The organism is Bythopirellula sp., assembly GCF_041737835.1.
Classification (GTDB): Bacteria; Planctomycetota; Planctomycetia; order Pirellulales; family Lacipirellulaceae; genus Bythopirellula.
The window spans coordinates 49,909-68,319 of the sequence record NZ_JBGSQY010000046.1 but is presented as its reverse complement, the minus strand read 5'-3'; the positions used below and the strand labels follow the sequence as shown (position 1 = coordinate 68,319).

Sequence of the window (18,411 nt, the reverse complement as noted above, 5' to 3'; positions counted from 1 at the left end):
TGAAATTCAACGCGATGGTGTGAAAATGCAACATCGGTCGGCCCCGGCGATTCGTCGAATCGCGGCTTTCACGGGCGTCACACGCCACTAGCAACTCCCCACCCCACCCTTATAATGGCGAGTTTCCCACCCGATTGGGAACGAGGACAGTGAATTGTCAGGGTCGAGGATGACCCGACTCGCTCCCGCTGAAAGAACCATGACGGTCACCCCGCCAGTAGCTGAACGCAGTACCGCCGCCGAGCGAGTGTTGGTGCTGGACTTCGGTTCGCAGTTTGCCCAACTGATCGCCCGCCGCGTCCGCGAGCAGCACGTGTATTGCGAAATCGTGCGGCACAGCATCACGGCCGAGCGCGTGAAAGAGCTCGCGCCGATGGGTCTGATCCTGTCGGGCGGGCCGGCCAGCGTGTATGCCGACGGCGCCCCCAAGTGCGATCCCAAGCTGTTTGAGCTGGGCATTCCAATTCTAGGAATTTGCTACGGAATGCAGCTCGCGTGTCAGGCCTTGGGGGGCAAGGTCGAAAGCTTTCCCGCGCGGGAATATGGTCGCGCCGAATGCGAGATCACGGCGCAAGACAATTTATTCGATGGCGTGGCGCGGCAGACGCAAGTTTGGATGAGCCACGGCGATCAGGTTTCGAACATCGCTGAAATCTTCGAACCGCTCGCCCACACGCATACCTGCCCCTATGCCGCGGTGAAGCATCGCAGCTTACCAATTTATGGATTGCAGTTTCATCCCGAGGTGACGCACACCCCCGAAGGTGGCAAGATGCTTGCCAACTTCTTGCACCATGCGTGTAAGACGACGGGAACTTGGAAGCTGGGTGACTTTGCCGACCAAACGATTTCCCAAATTCGTGAGCGCGTTGGTTCCGATCGTGTGATCTGTGGACTGTCGGGGGGCGTGGATTCTTCGGTCGTCGCGGCGTTATTGGCCGAAGCCATTGGCCCACAGCTTTCGTGTATTCTGGTCGACAACGGCCTGCTGCGGCTTGATGAAGAAAAGGCCGTGATCGAGGAGTTCACCAAGCACTTCAAAACCGATCTGCACGTGGTGAAGGCCGAAGATCGATTTTTGAGCGAACTAGCTGGGATTGTCGATCCGCAGGAAAAACGTCGCCGGATTGGGCACACATTTATTGATTGCTTTGCCGAAGAAGCGCAGAAAATTTCGGGAGCGAAGTATCTCGCCCAAGGGACGCTTTATCCCGACGTGATTGAAAGCGGCGCGGCCGTGGATGGCCCTGCCGATACGATTAAATTGCATCACAACGTGGGGGGGCTCCCCGAGGAACTGGGATTCGAGTTAATCGAACCGCTGCGTGATTTGTTTAAAGATGAAGTTCGCCGGCTAGGGCTGCAATTGGGCCTGCCGGAAGAAATCGTGTGGCGGCATCCGTTCCCGGGACCGGGTCTGGCCGTGCGATGCTTGGGCGAAGTGACCCGCGAACGGCTCGACGTGTTACGGGCTGCGGATGCGATTGTGGTGGGTGAAATCAAAGCCGCAGGGCTGTATCGCGAGACTTCGCAAGCTTTCGCCGTGTTGCTGCCGGTGCAAAGTGTCGGCGTGATGGGCGATAGCCGCACGTATGATAATGCGCTAGCCGTACGATGCGTGAACACCGACGATTTCATGACCGCCGATTGGAGCCACTTGCCCTACGATTTGCTCGCCCGGATTTCGACGCGAATCATTAACGAAGTCAAAGGGGTCAACCGGGTGGTGTACGATATCAGTTCCAAACCGCCGGCGACGATTGAATGGGAATAAAATATTCACGCAGAGGCGCAGAGGACGCTGAGAACAATCAATTAATAACTCGGCGCTCTCAGCGCCTCTGCGTGATAAGCATCTGAGATAGCAATTCAACATTTCACATTAGAACAGACCTATGGCATTAAAATACATCTACCAAATCGACAACCTCACCAAGAAGATCGGGCAGCGCGAGGTCTTGAAGGACATCAACTTGGCCTTCTATCCTGGCGCGAAGATTGGCGTCCTGGGGCGCAATGGCTCGGGAAAGAGCACACTCCTGAAAATCATGGCGGGCCGTGATAAGGAGTTCGACGGTGAGGCCAAGATCGCCGAGGGCTACACGGTTGGTCTGTTGGAGCAAGAGCCGCATCTGAATCCTGACAAGGACGTGCGCGGCAACATCGAAGAAGCAGTCGCGGAAACACGGGCGCTCCTCAAGGAATTTGAGGAGATCGGTGAAAAATATGGCGAGGTGGCCGACGATCCCGATGCCATGGAAAAGCTGATGAATCGCCAGTCGGTTCTGCAAGACAAGATCGACGCGGCGAATGCTTGGGAACTCGATCGGCAAATCGAGATCGCGATGGACGCGATGAATTTGCCGCCGAGTGATGCCGACGTGTCGATACTTTCCGGTGGTGAAAAACGCCGCGTTGCTCTGTGCAAGTTGTTGCTCGAACGGCCCGACATGCTGCTACTCGACGAACCGACCAACCATTTGGATGCGGAAAGTATTGCCTGGCTCGAACGCCATCTGGCGGAATACACCGGGACTATCGTGGCGGTTACCCACGATCGTTACTTTCTCGACAACGTGGCGAGTTGGATCTTGGAACTCGAATACGGCAAAGGCTGGCCCTTCGAGGGCAACTACACATCGTGGTTGGAACAAAAGGGCAAGCGGTTGGCCACCGAAGAGAAGAAGGAATCTGCTCGTCAGCGGGCGCTGGCCAAGGAGCTCGACTGGATTCGCATGGCTCCGCGGGCTCGGCAGGCTAAGAACAAAGCTCGCGTCAAGGCTTACGAGCAAATGGCTTCTGAAGAGTACAACGACAAGCCTGACGAACTGGAAATCCAAATACCGCCCGGCCCCCGCTTGGGCGACATGGTGATCGAAGCCACGAATCTCGGCAAATCGTATGGCGATCGCGTCATTTTCGAGAACGTTAATTTCCGTCTGCCGCCGGGGGGTATCGTGGGCATCATTGGCCCGAACGGTGCGGGCAAGACAACTCTGCTTAAGATGCTGATGGGCATGGAAGAACCTGATGTCGGAAGTCTGAAGATGGGTCCCACGGTCAATCTGGGTTATGTGGATCAGTCCCGTGATGCCCTCGGCGCCGATAACACGGTGTATCAAGAAATCTCCGGCGGACTCGACAACCTCGAAATGGGCAAACGTGTGATGAACAGCCGCGCGTATGTGGCACGGTTCAATTTCACGGGGACCGACCAGCAGAAGAAGGTCGGCGTTTTGTCGGGTGGTGAACGTAACCGCGTTCACTTGGCCAAGCTGCTACGGCGTGGTTCCAATGTGTTGCTGTTGGACGAACCGACCAACGACCTCGACGTCGATACGCTCCGAGCACTCGAAGAAGCGGTGGCGAACTTTGCCGGTTGCGCGGTAGTGGTGAGCCATGATCGTTGGTTCCTCGACCGCTTGGCAACGCATATTCTGGCGTTTGAAGGGGATGGCTACGTGCATTGGTGCGATGGAAATTTCGACGCCTACGAGCGCGAACGGAAAGAACGGCTCGGCGAAGAGGCTGACGCGCCGCATCGATTCCGGTATAAAAAATTGCAGCAGAACTAATTCCAGAGTGGCCACAGAGGAACGCGGATCGGGCAGATTACCACGGATTTCTATTTCTAAAATCTGCGTCAATCCGTTCGATCTGTGTTCATCCGCGTTCTATTCCAATATTTAGGTGAGAGTTATCGATGAGCGTCGTGCGGGTTGGATCGACAAAGAAGTTTTCGGATGGTTGGGATGGTATCTTCGGCGGAGGTCCGAAAGCCAAGCCGACCAAGAAATCGGCGAAGAAAAAGTCGGTGAAGAAAGCTGCTGTGAAAAAAGCAGCGAAGGCCAAGGTTGCGCCGAAAAAGACTGCGCCTAAAAAGAAAGCCGCCAAAGCTGCGAAACCGCAAGCGGTGAAGAAGGCGGCGGTTAAGAAAAAATCGCCCAAGAAAAAGACTTCGGCCCGGGCCAAAAAGAAATCCGGGCCCGTCCTGCTGCAGAAAGAACTCTTCTAATGCCGTTAGCCGGCAGTGTCCCACTGCCGTGTTTGGCACGGAGCACTACGCCCGGCCCGTGAAATCACCCGTGCGGGTGTCGACTTTGATAACCTCGCCCTCTTTCATGTATTCGGGTACCTGAATGATCGCGCCAGTTTCCGTCACCGCGGGCTTGGTTCGCGACGTGGCCGAGTTGCCTTTCACGCCGGGGTCGCACTGCACGATCTTCAACTCGACCGATGGCGGCAATTGAAGGCCGACGCATTCATCGTTGTAGACCATCGCGAGGATGCCCGTGAGGCTCTCGCTAATGTATTGCATTTGCTCGGCAATGTCGGCCGCGGGAAGCGTGTACTGGTTGTAATCGGCCGAATCGAGAAAGTGAACCTGATCGCCGTCGGAATACATGAGTGTCACTTCACGCCGCTGAAAATCGGCCTCGGGGAGCATGTCGGTTCCCTTGCAAGCAAAATCGGTCTTTTGCTGCGACACAATATCTCGGGCGCGGAACTTATAGAGCGTCGTTCCACCGCGGGCTGAGGGAGATTGTACGTGAACCGTTTCGATGATGTGCGGAGATTCGTTGTACAAAACGATGGCACCCGGTTTGGCGTCTTTAGCGAGCATAGTATCAAAGTCGAAATACGAAAGTGGAAAGGGGAAATGTCGAAGCGGAGAATGTCGCTCAATCCCAAGAAAAGAGCAACCCAGGATTCCCCTTTCCGAATTCGACTTTCCCCTTTAGCTCAAAATTTCACCAGCCGCGGGGTCGAACGTCAAGCCGCCCGTCAAATCGGCCAAGGTTTCCACGACGGTTAGCAAGCAGGTTGGATCTAGCATTTCGAGGCCCGCTTCCTCGTCGTCGAATTCATCGGCGAAATTGTCGGTGGCGTATTCCGCTCCGCCGCCGGAGGGCATGCGCTCGAAATGCGCCACGTCCAAGCGGGCATCAGATTTGATCAGTTCCTGCAACTGCGCGGCCGACAATTGTTTTTGCAGTTCCTTGGCCCAGGCCAGGTTTTGCTCGATGATGGCGTCGCCCACTTCGTAGCTGATCTCGACCGCGGCGTGATCCTCGGGCGATTCCACAAAGAGCGATTCGATCAATCCCTTGTCGTCAGCGGCGGGATTTTCCAATTGAAAGCGTTTATTGGCATTGGCGAGCGCGGCCGAAACTTCCTTGAGCGTCGGCCGGCGTTTCTGCGGGAACAAAATAAAGTACGTTTCCCGCCAGTAGAGTTCATCGCTATCGGCCATGTTCGTAATCTCCGTATTTCTGTTATAGCGAGAACCCACACAGTGATTGGAACATCAATAGGCTCAATCATGACCCTTTGCAATATGGTCCAAACCAGATAGAGCTTTTTGCAATTTTTCAATCCGATAATGATTGCGGACTGCCATTGAGAACGCACCAATCGCTATGGCAAAAGCTGCTCCGCCTAGCCCACCCTGCACACTAGCAACTATGAGCATATCGACCATGGAATACTCCCACAAAATCATCGCAAGAAAAGTAGATTAAATTACTTACCACTGCGGACTTTCCCCTGGCTCATCGTCGGGTGGCCCGAGGCCCCCTTGCCATTGATCGAGCCGCTTATTCATTTCTTCGCATTCCTTGACGTTGGCCCACACGGATTCTCCTTGTTCGAGGCGAATCTCGTAAAAGCCCTCGCGCGTGCAATCTTCCTCACCACAAAAGTGAGGCGTCGCCGCGACCCACATCACGCGGTAGAGCGGCACATACTTGTCATCAACACGACATAAAATTGACACGATTCGAATTCCTAAGCACGACCCAATTCTTGCGAGCGCTTGGTCGCCGCGATCACGGCTTCGCCAAACGCTTCGGCCCCTTTGAGTTCTCCCAGTTTATTCAACCCCGCGAGTGTCGTGCCACCAGGGCTCGTAACCTGCTCGCGCAGTTCCGCGGGTGAACGTCCCGTGGTGAGCACCATTTCGGCGGCTCCTTTGGCGGTTTGCGCGGCAAGTTGCAGTGCCAACTCTTCCGGCAAGCCCATGGCCGTTCCCCCAGCCGCGAGCGATTCTATCACGCGATAGATAAACGCGGGACCCGAACCCGAGAGCCCCGTCACGGCGTCGAGCGATTCTTCGGGCACTTCAAAGGCATGGCCAACACTGGCGAGTATCTGACGCACGTGATCGGCATCAGCAGCCGTGGCGGTTGGGCCGCGACTGAAACACGACGCCCCCAAGCCGACAAGGCAGGGGGTATTCGGCATCACTCGAATTAATCGCGTACCTGCGGGCAAACCCTCGGCCAATCGCGCGATTGTGATCCCCGCCGCAATCGACACGAACAATTGATGCGTGGTGACTTGCGGTTTGATTTCCGCGAGTACGGTCGACATCACCTGCGGCTTCACAGCCAACACGATCAAATCGGCGCGGGCAAGAATTGGCCCGTTGGCATCGAAGACTTCGACGCCGGGGACTTGTTCGCTGAATCCTTTGCGCGCGTCGGCATGGGGATCGGCTGCTAGCACTTGCTTGGCCGAGACCAAGCCACTTTGCAGGCAGCCCCGCGCGAGTGCGGTGGCCATCCGGCCCGAGCCAATAAAACCGATTGTTGGAGCGAATTCAGCCACGAAAATGTCCGCCAGCGTTGCTAGTGTGCGAATGACTGGCGGCTATAGTACGCCAAGCTGTACGGTTCGACAATCGCGGCACGTTGCCTCGGCAAAGTTCTCTGGACGAAAAACGGGGGATTTGAAACACTCCGCCCCAGTTGAATCCGCAATTTGCGGCTGCACACCCCTGTCTTAACCTATCAGGCCATCTTCAGGAGGCCATTTGTATGACGATTGCACGCCAAACCTTTCTTTCGTCACTGATCCTTACTTACATGTTCATTGCTGCGGTACCTTGCTCGGCCCAGCTGTTCGGCGGCCAGGAAGAGAAAACAGAATCTCACAAGACTGTGGGCGGCACCCCTCAAATGCGTGAAGATTCCGACGTGAAGCAAACGGGCTTTGCAGGCATTCCCATGCCCAAGCTCACAATGCCGAAACTCACGATGCCCGACATGTCGTCAGTCACCGCGCCGTTCAAATCGGGTTACAACAAAGTCTCCGCCGGCACGAAGAGCGCCTGGGAAGGGACGAAAGAAATGTTTTCGTTTGGCGGGGGATCCAATGCCCAGCAAGCCAACAATTCACAACCCAAGCCAGGCTTGTGGGAACGACTCACCGCACCGGACCCACCGAAAAATGATGGGCCCCAAACTGTGGGCGAATGGATGTCGCAACCGCGGCTCGATCCGTAAGTCGCTGCCCCTCGTTTCGTTTGTCGCCCTCACTCAACCAGCAGAATATCGATGCAAAGTTTGCTGAAAAGTTGTCGACGCTGGCAGTGTGTGGTTTGCAGTGCTCTGCTTGTGATCAGCGTGGGCTGTACAACGTGGCAATCTTCGGGAAGTCTGCCGGGATTGAGCACCTGGAACGAAGAACGGAACATTTTGAAAAAAGTGAAGAACGATCCGTTCCCCACTCCGCAACAAGTGGGCTTAAAATAGTAGTTTAAGAAACCGTGGGCTGGCGCCCTGCGGCTAATTCAATCAGCCGTCACGCGCTAGCGTCCGGTTCTTTGCGTTGATTTCCAGCTCGCTCTAGTAGACGCTTCGCAATAAAGCGGGATAATCGGGTGTATGAAACCCGAATCCCCATTCTCGAAGTTACCCTCGCTTTCGGAATTGCTCGGCCATCCCACGGTCGCCCAAGTTGTGAAGCGAGTGAATCAAACCACGATTGCCCAACGGGCGACCGGATTTCTGGAAGAATTGCAGACCAATCTGCGGCAGCGGATCGATCAAGGCAATGTTCCTTCCTTAGGGCAATTGGCCGAGCGCCTCGCGCGACGGTTGCTAGGGCCTGCACAAACTTCGCTCCCCGCGGTGAACGCCTCGGGCACGGTGATTGGTGATCGCTGGCCCGCGTTGCCGCTGGCCGAACCCGCGGTTGATGAAGTTGTGCGTCTGGCCACCGAATATCACTCGGGCGGGACAGCCTTAAGAGATCGTGTGTCGATCACGCTCAAAGAACTCACCGGCGCCGAAGCCGTGTTTGTCGTCAATAGTTTTCATACGGCCTGTGAACTCGCACGAGCGGCTAATCTGGTGTTCGACCAATCCCGCCTGGCGGGTTTGATCAACCCTCAACAGTATGGACTAGGGGGTTACGCGACGATCAACGAACGTCTGGAATGGGGAACGGAATTGATCGTGCTCGATGGGGCAGGGCTGTTGGGAGGACCGCCGTGTGGAATTATCGTCGGCAAGCAATATTTAGTGGACCAACTCTCGTACAGCACGCTGGCTCAACTCGCCACGCCGCATGACCTGACGTTTGCCGCGCTCATGGCCACGCTGTCGCTTTATCAAAACAAGGCGCAGGCTGTGTATCAAATTCCCGTTTGGCAATTGCTGACCGCACCGCTGGAGAATCTTGAACAGCGGGCCAATCGCTTGGCGATGTTGATCGGTGCTAACGAACAGATCATCACAGCCACACCCACGCACTATGATGGCCTGTGGTGCGACGCCACCGATGCCAAACTCACAGCTCCCAGCTGGGCAATTGTCGTGAAGCCCCAACCTGCGGCGTTTGATGCCGTGGTCAATGCTTTGCAAGAATCTAGCCCACAAATCCTCGCCCAAATGCAACAAGAGGAAATTTGGCTCGATTTACGCGGCGTTTTTCCCCGCTGGGACCAGCAGCTTGTGGCGGCTTTTGAGTAGGCAATGGCCGCAATTCGCCCTAGTATCGCCGCGCCGTAATGCGGTAAAATGCTAGCTTGTCCGATTCAGCCAACCTACCTCTCGATTTTTTGACGATTCTCACCAGCGGGCCACGTTACGTGAAGAATTTTCATTTTGCTGCTATTCGCTTCGGCATGATGATCGTGCTGTTGGCTGGAGGTTCGCAGTTTTCGTCCCTCCACGCCCAGGCCGATTCCGTTGCGAAGAAGCCCACAACTGCCCAGGTTCAAACAGCCTCGGCCAGCCCCCAGTCAACGGCTCCCAAGGTGGACTGGAATCTCCCCGCGGAGAATCATCCCTGGGCTCGATTCCCCATCGGTGCCTGGCGTGAAATTGAAATCACCACCGAAACGTTTGACGAGAGCGGAAAGCTCTTCGGTCGCAGCGTCACCACGCAAAAAGAAATCCTCAAAGCCGTGACCGAGGACAATTACGTTATCGACGTACAAGCCACGGTCGACGTTTCGGGCAAAAGAATTGAAGGCCCCTGGAATACGCGAGTCTTGCGATTGTCGACGGATCGGGCTGGTGCGATTTTCTCCACCACCCGCCAGGCCGATCACTCGATGGCGTTGTCAATTGGCACCGTGAGTTGTCAGGTCTGGGAAGTCGAATATAACGACGAGAATCGAACGCTCGTCGACCGGATTTATTACTCTTCCGAAATCTTTCCTCATGTGTTGGCTCGCAACGTGATCGAGCAAACCGAAGCCTCACCGGTCGAAGCGGCGCCACTTGATTCCGTTACGACCGTTGCGCGCTCAGTTCCTTATTCTCTTGAAGGAAAGATTCTCGACTGCGTGAGTCAACAAACGGTGAAACGCCGCGAAAAAGGGAATTCGCAAACGATGGTGCTGCTCTCCAGCGAAGTCCCTGGAGCGGAGATTGATGCCCAATCGACCGATTTCGATTCCTCTGGCCGGCGCATACGCTGGAGCGTCCAGAAGCTTCTGAATCATGGTCAATCAAGCGACACGCCAACTGTCGCCACGACCCAAGAGGCGTCGCAAACATCGACACCAAGTGTGCCCCAATAACGGTATTTTCTTCGGTATTTGCCGCGATTCTCGCCGGCTACGAACCATCGCGGAAGTGCCAGCGTAAGCAATCTACCGGAACACCGTTCGATCTTGTCCGCAGAATGGCTGCTCTGTACTATGACAGCAGCTTTTTCTGAGCCAACCACGACAGCGCATCGCCGCTGCTCTTGCCCGAATTTTCATCAGAGAGGGAATGTTATGAGTCTCGACGGAGAGAGGTATTTACGTTCGCGGAGCCGCCGATCGGTGATGGTTGCTCTGTTGACGGCCGCCTGTTTGGGAACCACTTTTCTTGCTCCCTTGGCCCAAGCCAAACCTACCGATCCCACGCGCGAAGATCGCAACATCGCATTGATGGTTTCGGCTCTCATGGACCGCAAGCATCTCTCGGAGATGCAGGTCAACGACGAGATTTCGCAGCGCACGATCAAGGCGTTTCTGGAAAATCTCGATCGCATGAAGCTGTTCTTCCTGCAAAGCGACGTCGATGAATTCATGGCCGATCAGGACAAGATCGACGATTACGTCAAAGAAGGAGACGTTCGTTTTGCCAAGCGCGTGTTCGACCGCTTTTTGCAGCGAGTTTCTGAGCGTGTTGCCGTCGCGCAAAAGTTGATCGACACCAAGCATGACTTCACCGTCGACGAGGACATGGTTCGCGATCCCAAAAAGATGGAATATGCCAAAACCAGCGAAGAACTCGACGAGCGCTGGCGTAAGCGCGTGAAATACGACTTGTTGTTGGAATTGGTCGAAGAAGACGCCGATGAAAAAGATGTGATCGATAAGCTGCACAAACGCTATCGCGGCATTGAACGCAACTGGGAGCAGTACAGCAACGACGAATTGCTGGAAGATTTCCTCACCGCGCTCACCATGAGCTTTGACCCTCACAGCAGCTACATGTCACCCAGCACGCTGGACAATTTCACGATCCAAATGCGGCTGGAGCTTGACGGTATTGGAGCTTCGCTCGAGTCGAAGTACGGCGAAACAATTGTTCGCCAAATCGTCCCCGGCGGTGCCGCCGACAAAGATGGTCGCCTTAAAGAGAAAGACGTGATCGTGGGCGTGGCGGAAGGTCCCGAGGGGGATTTCGTCGACATCGTCGATATGAAAATCAATGACGTTGTGCAGATGATTCGCGGCAAACCCGGCACTATTGTTCGCCTGCAGGTCGATCCCGAGGATAAGACGGGCCGCAAGGTTTATGACATCACGCGTGCCCGAATCGAATTGAAGGATAGCGAAGCACGCAGCGCCGTGCTGGAACGTCCGCTCAAGAAAACTCCAATTACCACAGATAAAAAAGCTGCCGATACGGCCGAACTGACCGAGCCGAATAAAGATTCCGCAGAGTCGGTCGAAGAGCCCACCGGCAAAATCGTGGAGCAAAAGGAAGGCCCCGATGGTCCGACTCGTCGGATCGGGATCATCAGCCTGCCGAGTTTCTACATGGATATGGATGGCCGTCGTGCCGGTAAGGCCGATTACAAAAGCACGACCCGCGACGTCCGTAAACTGCTCGAAGAATTTAAGCAAAAGAACGTCGATTTGGTCGTGATGGATCTCCGCTTCAACGGCGGTGGTTCGCTGCCCGAATCGGTGGAAGTGACCGGCTTGTTCATCGACAAGGGTCCCGTCGTGCAAGTGAAGGGTCCAGATGGCCGCGTTTCGCCGTATCCCGACGAAGAAGCCGGCGAAGTATGGTCCGGCCCGCTCGTGGTGGTGATTAACCGCTTCAGCGCGAGTGCTAGCGAAATCTTTGCCGGTGCTATTCAGGACTACGGTCGTGGTATCGTCATCGGCGACAAGTCGACGCACGGCAAGGGAACCGTTCAACAGTTGTTTGACTTAGGTCAGCAATTGTTCCCCATGGGAGACGGCCCGAACCTGGGTGCGTTGAAAATGACGATTCAGCAGTTCTATCGCCCCAGCGGCGACAGCACGCAAAATCGTGGCGTCGTGTCGGATATCGAACTGCCTTATCGCACGAGTTTCTGGGAAGGCATCGGCGAATCGGACCTCGACTATGCGTTGAAGTTCGATCAGGTCGCGCCACAACCGCATGACAACTATCGTCAAGCGGCCAAGCCCATCGTTGATCGCCTGCGGGATAAGGCGACGAAGCGTATTGCCGAGACCGACTTCTTCATCAAAGAGCAGGAGAAGATCAAGGAACTCATCAAGCGTCAGCAGGAACCAACCGTAACGCTCAACAAGGAAAAATTCCTGGCCGAGCGCGAGGCCGTCAACTCCGACAAGGATCAGGAAGAAATGTTCGAGGATCTGCAGGACAATGACCGCCCTGTGTTTCCTGCGACCCCTTACAACGAGGAAATCATTTCGATCTCGTTGGATTATCTTGATCTGTTGGATGACGACAGTGTTGCCGCCACTCGGTAATCCTGTTTAGAAATTGAAACGACAAAGCCGCGGAGTTTTTGCTCCGCGGCTTTTTTTGTTAGCTCAGGCTTTGTTAGCTCAGCGGAATCATCATGCCGTCGTACGCGAGTTCCACTCCCGGTGGAAGCATCGCGTTCGTGGCTTCGTGATCCAAGTCGTGCGAAATGTGTGTGAACAAGGTCTTTCGTGGCGCGAGCTCTGCCGCCACGGCGAGCGCTTCGTCCAAGCTGAAATGCGTGGAATGCGGCTCGCGGCGGAGGCAATCGAGGATCAGCACGTCGAGACCTTGGAGCTTCTCCATGCTCTCGGTGGGAATCGCGTTGGTGTCGGTGCAGTAGGCCACATTGCCGAAACGGAAGCCCAGCACCTGGCAGTGGGGACCGTGAGAAAGCCGCAGCGGGATGACTTCCGCGCCAAGAACTGAAAACGGCTCGAGATCGATTGGCTTCATCAACAGTTGCGGCACAGCCCCACGATGCAGCGACGACGCATCGCGAAACGCATAGTCGAACGACTTACGGATGCGGTCTTCGACGTGCTTTTCGCAATACAACGGGACCGGCCCGCCGAGATAGAACTGCATGAGCCGCAGGTCATCGAGGCCGAAGATGTGGTCGGCATGTTCGTGAGTGTACAGCACTGAGTGGATGATGCCGATCTTCTCGCGCAGCAGTTGCATCCGCAGTTCGGGCGGCGTGTCGATCAGCAAATTTCCCTGCGGAAGCCCCAACACCAAACCACAGCGTGTGCGATTGTTGTGTGGATCGTTGCTCCTGCAAACCGCGCAGTCGCAGCCAATCGCCGGCACGCCAACCGACGTGCCGGTTCCGAGAAACAAAAGCTGCCCGCTAATATCGCGGCTGTTTGGAAATCGAGACAACACTCCGTTCCTTTTCTCAAGACGACGCACTGCGTCATTCTATGCTAGGCGGCATGTTCGTGTGACAGACGCACCAACTTTTCAAGCAAATCCGCCGCCGCGCCACTGTCGATTGATTCAGTGGCCAAGTTTGCTGCTGATCGCGGATCAGCCGCGCGTTCGGCGACCAACAGCCCCGCGGCTGCGTTGAGAACCACAATATCACGGGCCGGTCCGAATTCGCCGGAGAGCACCTCGCGAACCAGTGCCACGCTTTCTTCGGGTCCCGAAATGTTGATCGAATCCAAAGGTGCCCGCGGGATGCCAAAATCCTCCGGCTCCCAGGCAAACTCGGTTTCGTTCTGCGAAGTCACCTCCGTCCCCACGGTGGTTCCGGCGAGTGTCACTTCACCCAAGCCATCGGAGCCGCTTACGACAAATGATCGCTCGGTGCCCAACATCCGCAAGGCCGAGGCAATCAGCGGCCGCGTTTCAGGACGGCCCACGCCGAGCAGTTGATACTGTGCCGCAGCGGGATTGGCGAGTGGCCCCAACAAATTAAAGATCGTGCGGATTCCTAACTGCTTACGCACGGCGGAAACATTTTTCATGGCGGGGTGCATAAGCGGCGCGAAGCAAAAACAGATCCCCAACTCGTTGAGGCAGCGCTCCACTTGCGCGACGTTGGCTTCGATGTTCACCCCCAAACCTGCAAGCACGTCGGCCGAACCGCTGCGGCTCGTGACGCTGCGATTGCCATGCTTGGCGACCGGCATCCCCGTTGCGGCGATCACCAGTGCCGCGGTGGTGCTGATGTTGAACGTTGTGCTGCCGCCGCCCCCCGTGCCACAGGTGTCGAGCAATTTTTTGTGGCGGCTGATGATGGGGGTCATGTTCGCCCGCATGGCCGCGGCCGCGCCTGCCAGTTCCGCGACGGTTTCCCCCTTGGCACTCAACGCCGTCAGGAACAACGCCATTTGCTCGTGGCTGCACAGGCCGGTCATGATCTGACCAATGGCCACTTTCATTTGCTCGGCGCTGAGGTTTTCTCCACCGGCTACCAAACCTAACAACGAATTGAAATTTTCTGCCATGCTGTGCCGATGAAGGTGTGGTTGTTTCTTTAAGCGGGGAATTCTACAATGCTTAGGCGATTTTGGTACTCATCCAGAGTGTACGCCAGCGTCAATTTTGGCAGGTGAACGGGACTTGTCCTAGGGCTTGGTCTCCGAGGACTTTGTCGAAAGTGAGCTGCACAGCCGGAAAAGGGTTCGGCTTACAAACAGATCGGCAAGATGCCCCATGGCTAGAAAAGTCATCCTCGACGTGGATCCTGGCGTCGCCGACGCGATTGCGTTGTGCATGTCGCTGTTTGATCCCAAGCTGGAAGTCGTGGCCGCGACCGCGACTGGCGGCAATGTCGCCCCGGAGCAAGCCACCCGCAACGTGCAAGCGCTCATCGAGCAGCTTGACCCCCGCCGTTGGCCGCGAATTGGTGCCGCCGATCCCGAGCAACTGCTGATCACCGACAGCCGCGAGCTGTGGGGCGAGGATGGCCTGTGCGGAGCCGAATTCCACGTCGCCGAACTCCACCACCGCCACTCGGCCGTAAAGCTCATTTCCGACGAATTGAAGGCCGCCCCCGGTGAAATCACGGTGGTTGCCTGTGGACCCCTAAGCAATATCGCCACCGCGATCCAACGCGAACCCGACCTTACGTCGATGATTGGGCACTTGATCATCGTCGGTGGCACGCTCGATGGCCCGGGGACTGTCACCCCCGCCGCCGAGTTCAATATCTACTGCGATGCCGACGCCGCGCGGGCCGTGTTTCTCGCCCCCGTGACGATGACGCTGCTGCCGCTCGATATCTCGTCGAAGGTCGTGCTGCGTTACGACGTGCTCGATCAACTCCCCAAGTCGTCGACTCGCTTGGGCAAAGTTCTGCGCGCGATCTTGCCGGGAGCCTTTCTGGCTTCGCATCAACGCTTGGGGGTCGAAGGCTTGGTCGTCCCCGAAGCCGTGGCGATTGCCGCGCTCTTACATCCCGAGTTGGTGACCACCGAGCGCAAACATTGCGACGTGGAACTCAGCGGCGAGCTCACCCGCGGAGCCACCGTCATCGACCGCCGCCGCGTCACGCCTCATCGACCGAACATGGACGTCGTGACCGACATCAAGGCCGCCGCCACGGTGGATTGTATTCTGCGTGGGTTGCAAAACGGTTAGTGGTTTAGATTTTCGCCGTGCGATCACGTGTGCGTGATTTGGAACCGCGCAAGGATATGGACCATAGAAATACGGTGGCTTCACAAATCGCTAGGAAATTTTTTCTACGGAGCAACGGCGGCCAGGCAAAGGCTGGCCCATGTTTCCTTGTCAAAGGTGAAGGAAAAGACGCTTTAGTGAATGCAGCCAAAGTGCTTGTGGATGGGGCAGCTTTTCCGGAGTCTATGCCGCCAGACGAAAAAGTTTCGTTAGTGTTTTACTCATATCCTGCGCCTGGATACGTCCACCTGAAGTCTGTACATCGTTCTGAGTCGGCAGTAACGGTTAAGTATCAAGTCGTGACCCATCGGACACTTGAAGCGACGGCCCACTTCGCTTTAATTCCTCTTGGGAATTTGGAGTCCGGCAAATTCCGTGTGGAGGCCGAAGAAGTTCCTCCAGAAACGCCTTATCGTAATCATAAACGAACAGATCGCGCAGCTTGTGATTCCTGCACTTTCACTATTCAGGACTAAGGAATAGCTGGGTAGCACTGACACTTAGTCCTGAGTGCGTGCTGATATCTTGTAAACTTTAACAGGACAAGTGTCAGTGCCGCTTGCGGCAATATGTGATGTGCTTTGAAAAACTTCTTGTGCTGCGCACACCGACACTTGTCCGGCATAGTTGTCACGTATGGAAAGCATTTTGCGGACAAAGTGTCGGTGCTACCCGAGTGCCGCAACGTCGCAATTCATCAGCGTGAATTTGCGTTCATCAGCGGTTCTATTCTCCGGTCGCTGACGCTTACGGCTCGCCGTTGTTTTTCGCGCTGAGTGCCGCGATTATTCAGGCCGGGGCGCGTTGGGGTCGGTCCAGCGCACGATGTCGACGTGCGTGGTTAAGAATTGACCCTCGCGGAAGAGTTCGATCGGAACACGCCGGCCCACTTCGGACCGCTTCACGAGATTGATCAGATGCTCGTCGTTGTCGATGAGCATTCCGTCGAACCGCAAGATGATGTCGTCGATCTTGATGTCGGCAAAGCTCGCAGGAGAACCGGCCGTGATGTTGGTGACGCGAGCCCCCGTCAATCGTGTGAGTCCCACGCGCTGGGCCGTGGCGGCATCGAAGCTGCGATCGAGGGCGACGCCCAAAAAGCCGCGTTCGACTTGGCCGGCGTCGATCAATTGCCGCATGATGCGGACCGCAATATTGATCGGAATCGAGAAACCGATCCCCTCGTTGCCGCCGGAGTTACTGGCGATGGCCGTGTTCATGCCGATCACTTCGCCACGCAGGTTCACCAGCGGTCCACCGCTGTTACCCGGATTGATCGCGGCGTCGGTCTGCAAGAAATTCTGGTAAAGGACTTCTCCTTCGCCGAGGTCCAAATTCGAACGGCCCTTGGCGCTAATGATGCCCCGGGTGACGCTGCGCTGCAAATTGAAGGGGCTGCCAAAGGCGAGCACCATGTCGCCGATTTCCATGCCGTCGCTGTTGCCAATCCGGGCGGGGACCAAATTCTCGGCCTCGACGAGCATCACGGCGACGTCGGTTTCGCGGTCGCTCCAGATCTCCTTAGGATGCAGTTGCCGACCGTCGGCGAGTTCCAGAGAAATCAGATTCTCGGACGAATTTTTGATCACATGCCGATTGGTGAGGGCATAGTCGGCACCACGATAGCGGACCAAAACGGCAGAGCCGGCTTCTTCGGCGTCACGCCGCAAACGATATTGGGGCAGGGGGGTCGCTTCGATGTGGACCACCGACGGCGAAACCAACTGCACGACCCGCTTGAAAATACCGAGCTGGGGTTCAAGCGCTTCCACGTCGCGAGAAAGTTCGACAAAGGCTTGCTCGCGATCATTCACCGCGGGAGCAACGTCGACAACCTGAGCGGCCGCCGAAATGCAGACCGTCGCCAATAATAGCCACGAAGCTGCAGGAACGATCTTCTTAGCGAACCACTTTGTCCCTTGCCGCATAGTTGCATCTCCAAAGGAACGCGGCGCCCCGCCCGGCGAATCGGAATGGAAAACGGTTTAGCCTTCCAGGTCACTATACGACATATCGCTGTCGATGAAAGTCGCCCAGCTGTTGCCAACTTGGCCACCCGCTTCGGCAGCACGCTGGCAATCGATGCAGGTCATCGCATAGGGCAGGGCCGTTAGTCGAGCCAAAGGAATTTTGGTCTCGCAAACTTCGCATTGGCCGTAACTTCCCTGACGCATGCGTTCCAGGGCATTTTCGATTTGCGCAAGTTCACGGCTTTCGACTTCGGCCAGCTGTGAGCTAATTTCGTCTTGGGCGGCGTCCAAAGCGGCGTCGACCACGTCGCCACCCGACTGCTCGGCCATGCTCTTGAGCAAGCTCAAGTCGCCAGCCAAGGCTCTACGCAAGGCGTCGCGACGCTGAACGAGGAGTGCACGCAAATTGAGGATTGAATCTTTACGAGCCATAATGTTTGCCTTACTTGTGAACCGTGACGCCTGGCGTCGTGTTGGTTGTTAGTTTGCTGATTGCGTCAGCGGTCACATTTCTCTGTTCCAGCCCAACGGCAAATCTGTTCCGAAGAATGGCCGTTAGTATTGGTTGTTCAGTGCCTTTTACTCCCGCCCCCCTCTACTGGGGAAAATCATGCGAGTGCACCGTAACTATAGTACGTGTTGCAATCTTTTTAGATCGTTTGTTGCTAATTTTGCTAGTGGTTTGCACCCACTCTCTCTAACCGTGAACGCAAACCGTTATTAACAAACAACTTGCGATCATTAGCCTGCGTGATCCCAAGTGCACAAAAACCGCATTTGATCGTTGGACAACCCCGGCCAAGTGGTAAACCGCGGTTGGGCAATGACCATCACTACCTCCCGAACTGCATCGGGGATTTATTCACTTTCGATGATCGGCCATTCTCGGAGGCGGCTGCACCTCTTTCTTGGAATAATCCGCAAGTTTTAACTTTCTCGGCCGCCAAAAGGCCAACATCGGTGCCAAGATATGCGTTTTCACGCACTTTGGGGCCCTAAGTTCCGATTGCACCTCGATTTCGCGTCATTTTCCGTGACCTAGGGTTGCATACGGCCCAGAGTGCCTAAACAAGGCCTCTGTGTGCGCCTAC

General features: G+C 55.9%; 18 protein-coding genes. 9 read left to right on the top strand and 9 right to left on the bottom strand.

What is annotated here, in order from left to right; all coding sequences use genetic code 11:
- The first annotated feature begins 169 nt into the window (after positions 1-169).
- From guaA to AC6T8Q_RS14230, 3 genes are all read left to right on the top strand, one after another.
- Positions 170-1,774 (top strand): glutamine-hydrolyzing GMP synthase, encoded by a 1,605-nt coding sequence (guaA, locus tag AC6T8Q_RS14240; RefSeq protein WP_500679709.1) that lies wholly within the window; start codon positions 170-172, stop codon positions 1,772-1,774.
- Between the two features lie 121 nt (positions 1,775-1,895).
- Positions 1,896-3,575 (top strand): energy-dependent translational throttle protein EttA, encoded by a 1,680-nt coding sequence (gene ettA / locus AC6T8Q_RS14235; RefSeq protein WP_500679708.1) that lies wholly within the window; start codon positions 1,896-1,898, stop codon positions 3,573-3,575.
- Positions 3,576-3,814: 239 nt separating this feature from the next.
- Positions 3,815-4,015, top strand: a complete 201-nt coding sequence (locus tag AC6T8Q_RS14230) for a hypothetical protein (RefSeq protein WP_500679707.1) — start codon at positions 3,815-3,817, stop codon at positions 4,013-4,015.
- A 45-nt stretch (positions 4,016-4,060) separates the two neighbouring features.
- Here the strand turns inward: AC6T8Q_RS14230 and AC6T8Q_RS14225 are convergent, their stop codons facing one another.
- The 5 genes from AC6T8Q_RS14225 to proC form a co-directional block, all read right to left on the bottom strand.
- Complete coding sequence (locus AC6T8Q_RS14225; RefSeq protein WP_500679706.1) at positions 4,061-4,624, bottom strand: elongation factor P; 564 nt, start codon at positions 4,622-4,624, stop codon at positions 4,061-4,063.
- 114 nt (positions 4,625-4,738) lie between these two features.
- Positions 4,739-5,254, bottom strand: a complete 516-nt coding sequence (locus AC6T8Q_RS14220) for a hypothetical protein (RefSeq protein WP_500679705.1) — start codon at positions 5,252-5,254, stop codon at positions 4,739-4,741.
- Between the two features lie 63 nt (positions 5,255-5,317).
- Positions 5,318-5,482: a hypothetical protein gene (locus AC6T8Q_RS14215; RefSeq protein ID WP_500679704.1), complete on the bottom strand. Its 165-nt coding sequence runs from the start codon at positions 5,480-5,482 to the stop codon at positions 5,318-5,320.
- A 45-nt stretch (positions 5,483-5,527) separates the two neighbouring features.
- The gene (locus AC6T8Q_RS14210; protein ID WP_496922591.1) at positions 5,528-5,776 is read right to left on the bottom strand and encodes a hypothetical protein; all 249 of its coding nucleotides are present in this window, start codon (positions 5,774-5,776) and stop codon (positions 5,528-5,530) included.
- 11 nt (positions 5,777-5,787) lie between these two features.
- Positions 5,788-6,609 (bottom strand): pyrroline-5-carboxylate reductase, encoded by an 822-nt coding sequence (gene proC, locus AC6T8Q_RS14205; RefSeq protein WP_500679703.1) that lies wholly within the window; start codon positions 6,607-6,609, stop codon positions 5,788-5,790.
- 209 nt (positions 6,610-6,818) lie between these two features.
- Here proC and AC6T8Q_RS14200 point away from each other — a divergent pair, with 209 nt between their 5' ends.
- The 4 genes from AC6T8Q_RS14200 to AC6T8Q_RS14185 all read left to right on the top strand — a co-directional run bounded on the left by AC6T8Q_RS14200 (position 6,819) and on the right by AC6T8Q_RS14185 (position 12,223).
- Complete coding sequence (locus tag AC6T8Q_RS14200; RefSeq protein WP_500679702.1) at positions 6,819-7,286, top strand: hypothetical protein; 468 nt, start codon at positions 6,819-6,821, stop codon at positions 7,284-7,286.
- Between the two features lie 381 nt (positions 7,287-7,667).
- A complete protein-coding gene (locus AC6T8Q_RS14195; RefSeq protein WP_500679701.1) occupies positions 7,668-8,756 on the top strand; it encodes a hypothetical protein in 1,089 nt (362 codons plus the stop codon).
- Between the two features lie 56 nt (positions 8,757-8,812).
- Positions 8,813-9,814: a hypothetical protein gene (locus AC6T8Q_RS14190; RefSeq protein WP_500679700.1), complete on the top strand. Its 1,002-nt coding sequence runs from the start codon at positions 8,813-8,815 to the stop codon at positions 9,812-9,814.
- Positions 9,815-10,015: 201 nt separating this feature from the next.
- Positions 10,016-12,223, top strand: coding sequence for a carboxy terminal-processing peptidase (locus AC6T8Q_RS14185; RefSeq protein WP_500679699.1), 2,208 nt, complete (start codon positions 10,016-10,018; stop codon positions 12,221-12,223).
- Positions 12,224-12,296: 73 nt separating this feature from the next.
- On the opposite strand, the gene AC6T8Q_RS14180 is transcribed toward AC6T8Q_RS14185, so the two are convergent.
- Both AC6T8Q_RS14180 and trpD read right to left on the bottom strand, forming a co-directional pair.
- Positions 12,297-13,103 (bottom strand): MBL fold metallo-hydrolase, encoded by an 807-nt coding sequence (locus AC6T8Q_RS14180; RefSeq protein ID WP_500679698.1) that lies wholly within the window; start codon positions 13,101-13,103, stop codon positions 12,297-12,299.
- A 44-nt stretch (positions 13,104-13,147) separates the two neighbouring features.
- Positions 13,148-14,176, bottom strand: a complete 1,029-nt coding sequence (gene trpD, locus AC6T8Q_RS14175) for an anthranilate phosphoribosyltransferase (protein WP_500679697.1) — start codon at positions 14,174-14,176, stop codon at positions 13,148-13,150.
- Positions 14,177-14,384: 208 nt separating this feature from the next.
- Here trpD and AC6T8Q_RS14170 point away from each other — a divergent pair, with 208 nt between their 5' ends.
- Both AC6T8Q_RS14170 and AC6T8Q_RS14165 read left to right on the top strand, forming a co-directional pair.
- Entirely contained in the window at positions 14,385-15,311 is a 927-nt protein-coding gene (locus AC6T8Q_RS14170; RefSeq protein ID WP_500679696.1) for a nucleoside hydrolase, read from the top strand.
- A 17-nt stretch (positions 15,312-15,328) separates the two neighbouring features.
- On the top strand, positions 15,329-15,826 hold the full coding sequence (locus AC6T8Q_RS14165; protein WP_500679695.1) for a hypothetical protein: 498 nt from the start codon (positions 15,329-15,331) through the stop codon (positions 15,824-15,826).
- Between the two features lie 309 nt (positions 15,827-16,135).
- On the opposite strand, the gene AC6T8Q_RS14160 is transcribed toward AC6T8Q_RS14165, so the two are convergent.
- Positions 16,136-17,278 (bottom strand): S1C family serine protease, encoded by a 1,143-nt coding sequence (locus AC6T8Q_RS14160; RefSeq protein ID WP_496922581.1) that lies wholly within the window; start codon positions 17,276-17,278, stop codon positions 16,136-16,138.
- 57 nt (positions 17,279-17,335) lie between these two features.
- Entirely contained in the window at positions 17,336-17,752 is a 417-nt protein-coding gene (locus tag AC6T8Q_RS14155) for a TraR/DksA family transcriptional regulator (RefSeq protein WP_496922580.1), read from the bottom strand.
- Positions 17,753-18,411 lie beyond the last annotated feature (659 nt).

Coding starts and splice junctions, on each gene's coding strand:
- guaA (WP_500679709.1), top strand. CDS start 170: ATGACCCGACTCGCTCCCGCTGAAAGAACCATGACGGTCACCCCGCCA.
- ettA (WP_500679708.1), top strand. CDS start 1,896: ATGGCATTAAAATACATCTACCAAATCGACAACCTCACCAAGAAGATC.
- AC6T8Q_RS14225 (WP_500679706.1), bottom strand. CDS start 4,624: ATGCTCGCTAAAGACGCCAAACCGGGTGCCATCGTTTTGTACAACGAA.
- AC6T8Q_RS14220 (WP_500679705.1), bottom strand. CDS start 5,254: ATGGCCGATAGCGATGAACTCTACTGGCGGGAAACGTACTTTATTTTG.
- AC6T8Q_RS14215 (WP_500679704.1), bottom strand. CDS start 5,482: ATGGTCGATATGCTCATAGTTGCTAGTGTGCAGGGTGGGCTAGGCGGA.
- AC6T8Q_RS14200 (WP_500679702.1), top strand. CDS start 6,819: ATGACGATTGCACGCCAAACCTTTCTTTCGTCACTGATCCTTACTTAC.
- AC6T8Q_RS14195 (WP_500679701.1), top strand. CDS start 7,668: ATGAAACCCGAATCCCCATTCTCGAAGTTACCCTCGCTTTCGGAATTG.
- AC6T8Q_RS14185 (WP_500679699.1), top strand. CDS start 10,016: ATGAGTCTCGACGGAGAGAGGTATTTACGTTCGCGGAGCCGCCGATCG.
- trpD (WP_500679697.1), bottom strand. CDS start 14,176: ATGGCAGAAAATTTCAATTCGTTGTTAGGTTTGGTAGCCGGTGGAGAA.
- AC6T8Q_RS14170 (WP_500679696.1), top strand. CDS start 14,385: ATGGCTAGAAAAGTCATCCTCGACGTGGATCCTGGCGTCGCCGACGCG.
- AC6T8Q_RS14160 (WP_496922581.1), bottom strand. CDS start 17,278: ATGCGGCAAGGGACAAAGTGGTTCGCTAAGAAGATCGTTCCTGCAGCT.
- AC6T8Q_RS14155 (WP_496922580.1), bottom strand. CDS start 17,752: ATGGCTCGTAAAGATTCAATCCTCAATTTGCGTGCACTCCTCGTTCAG.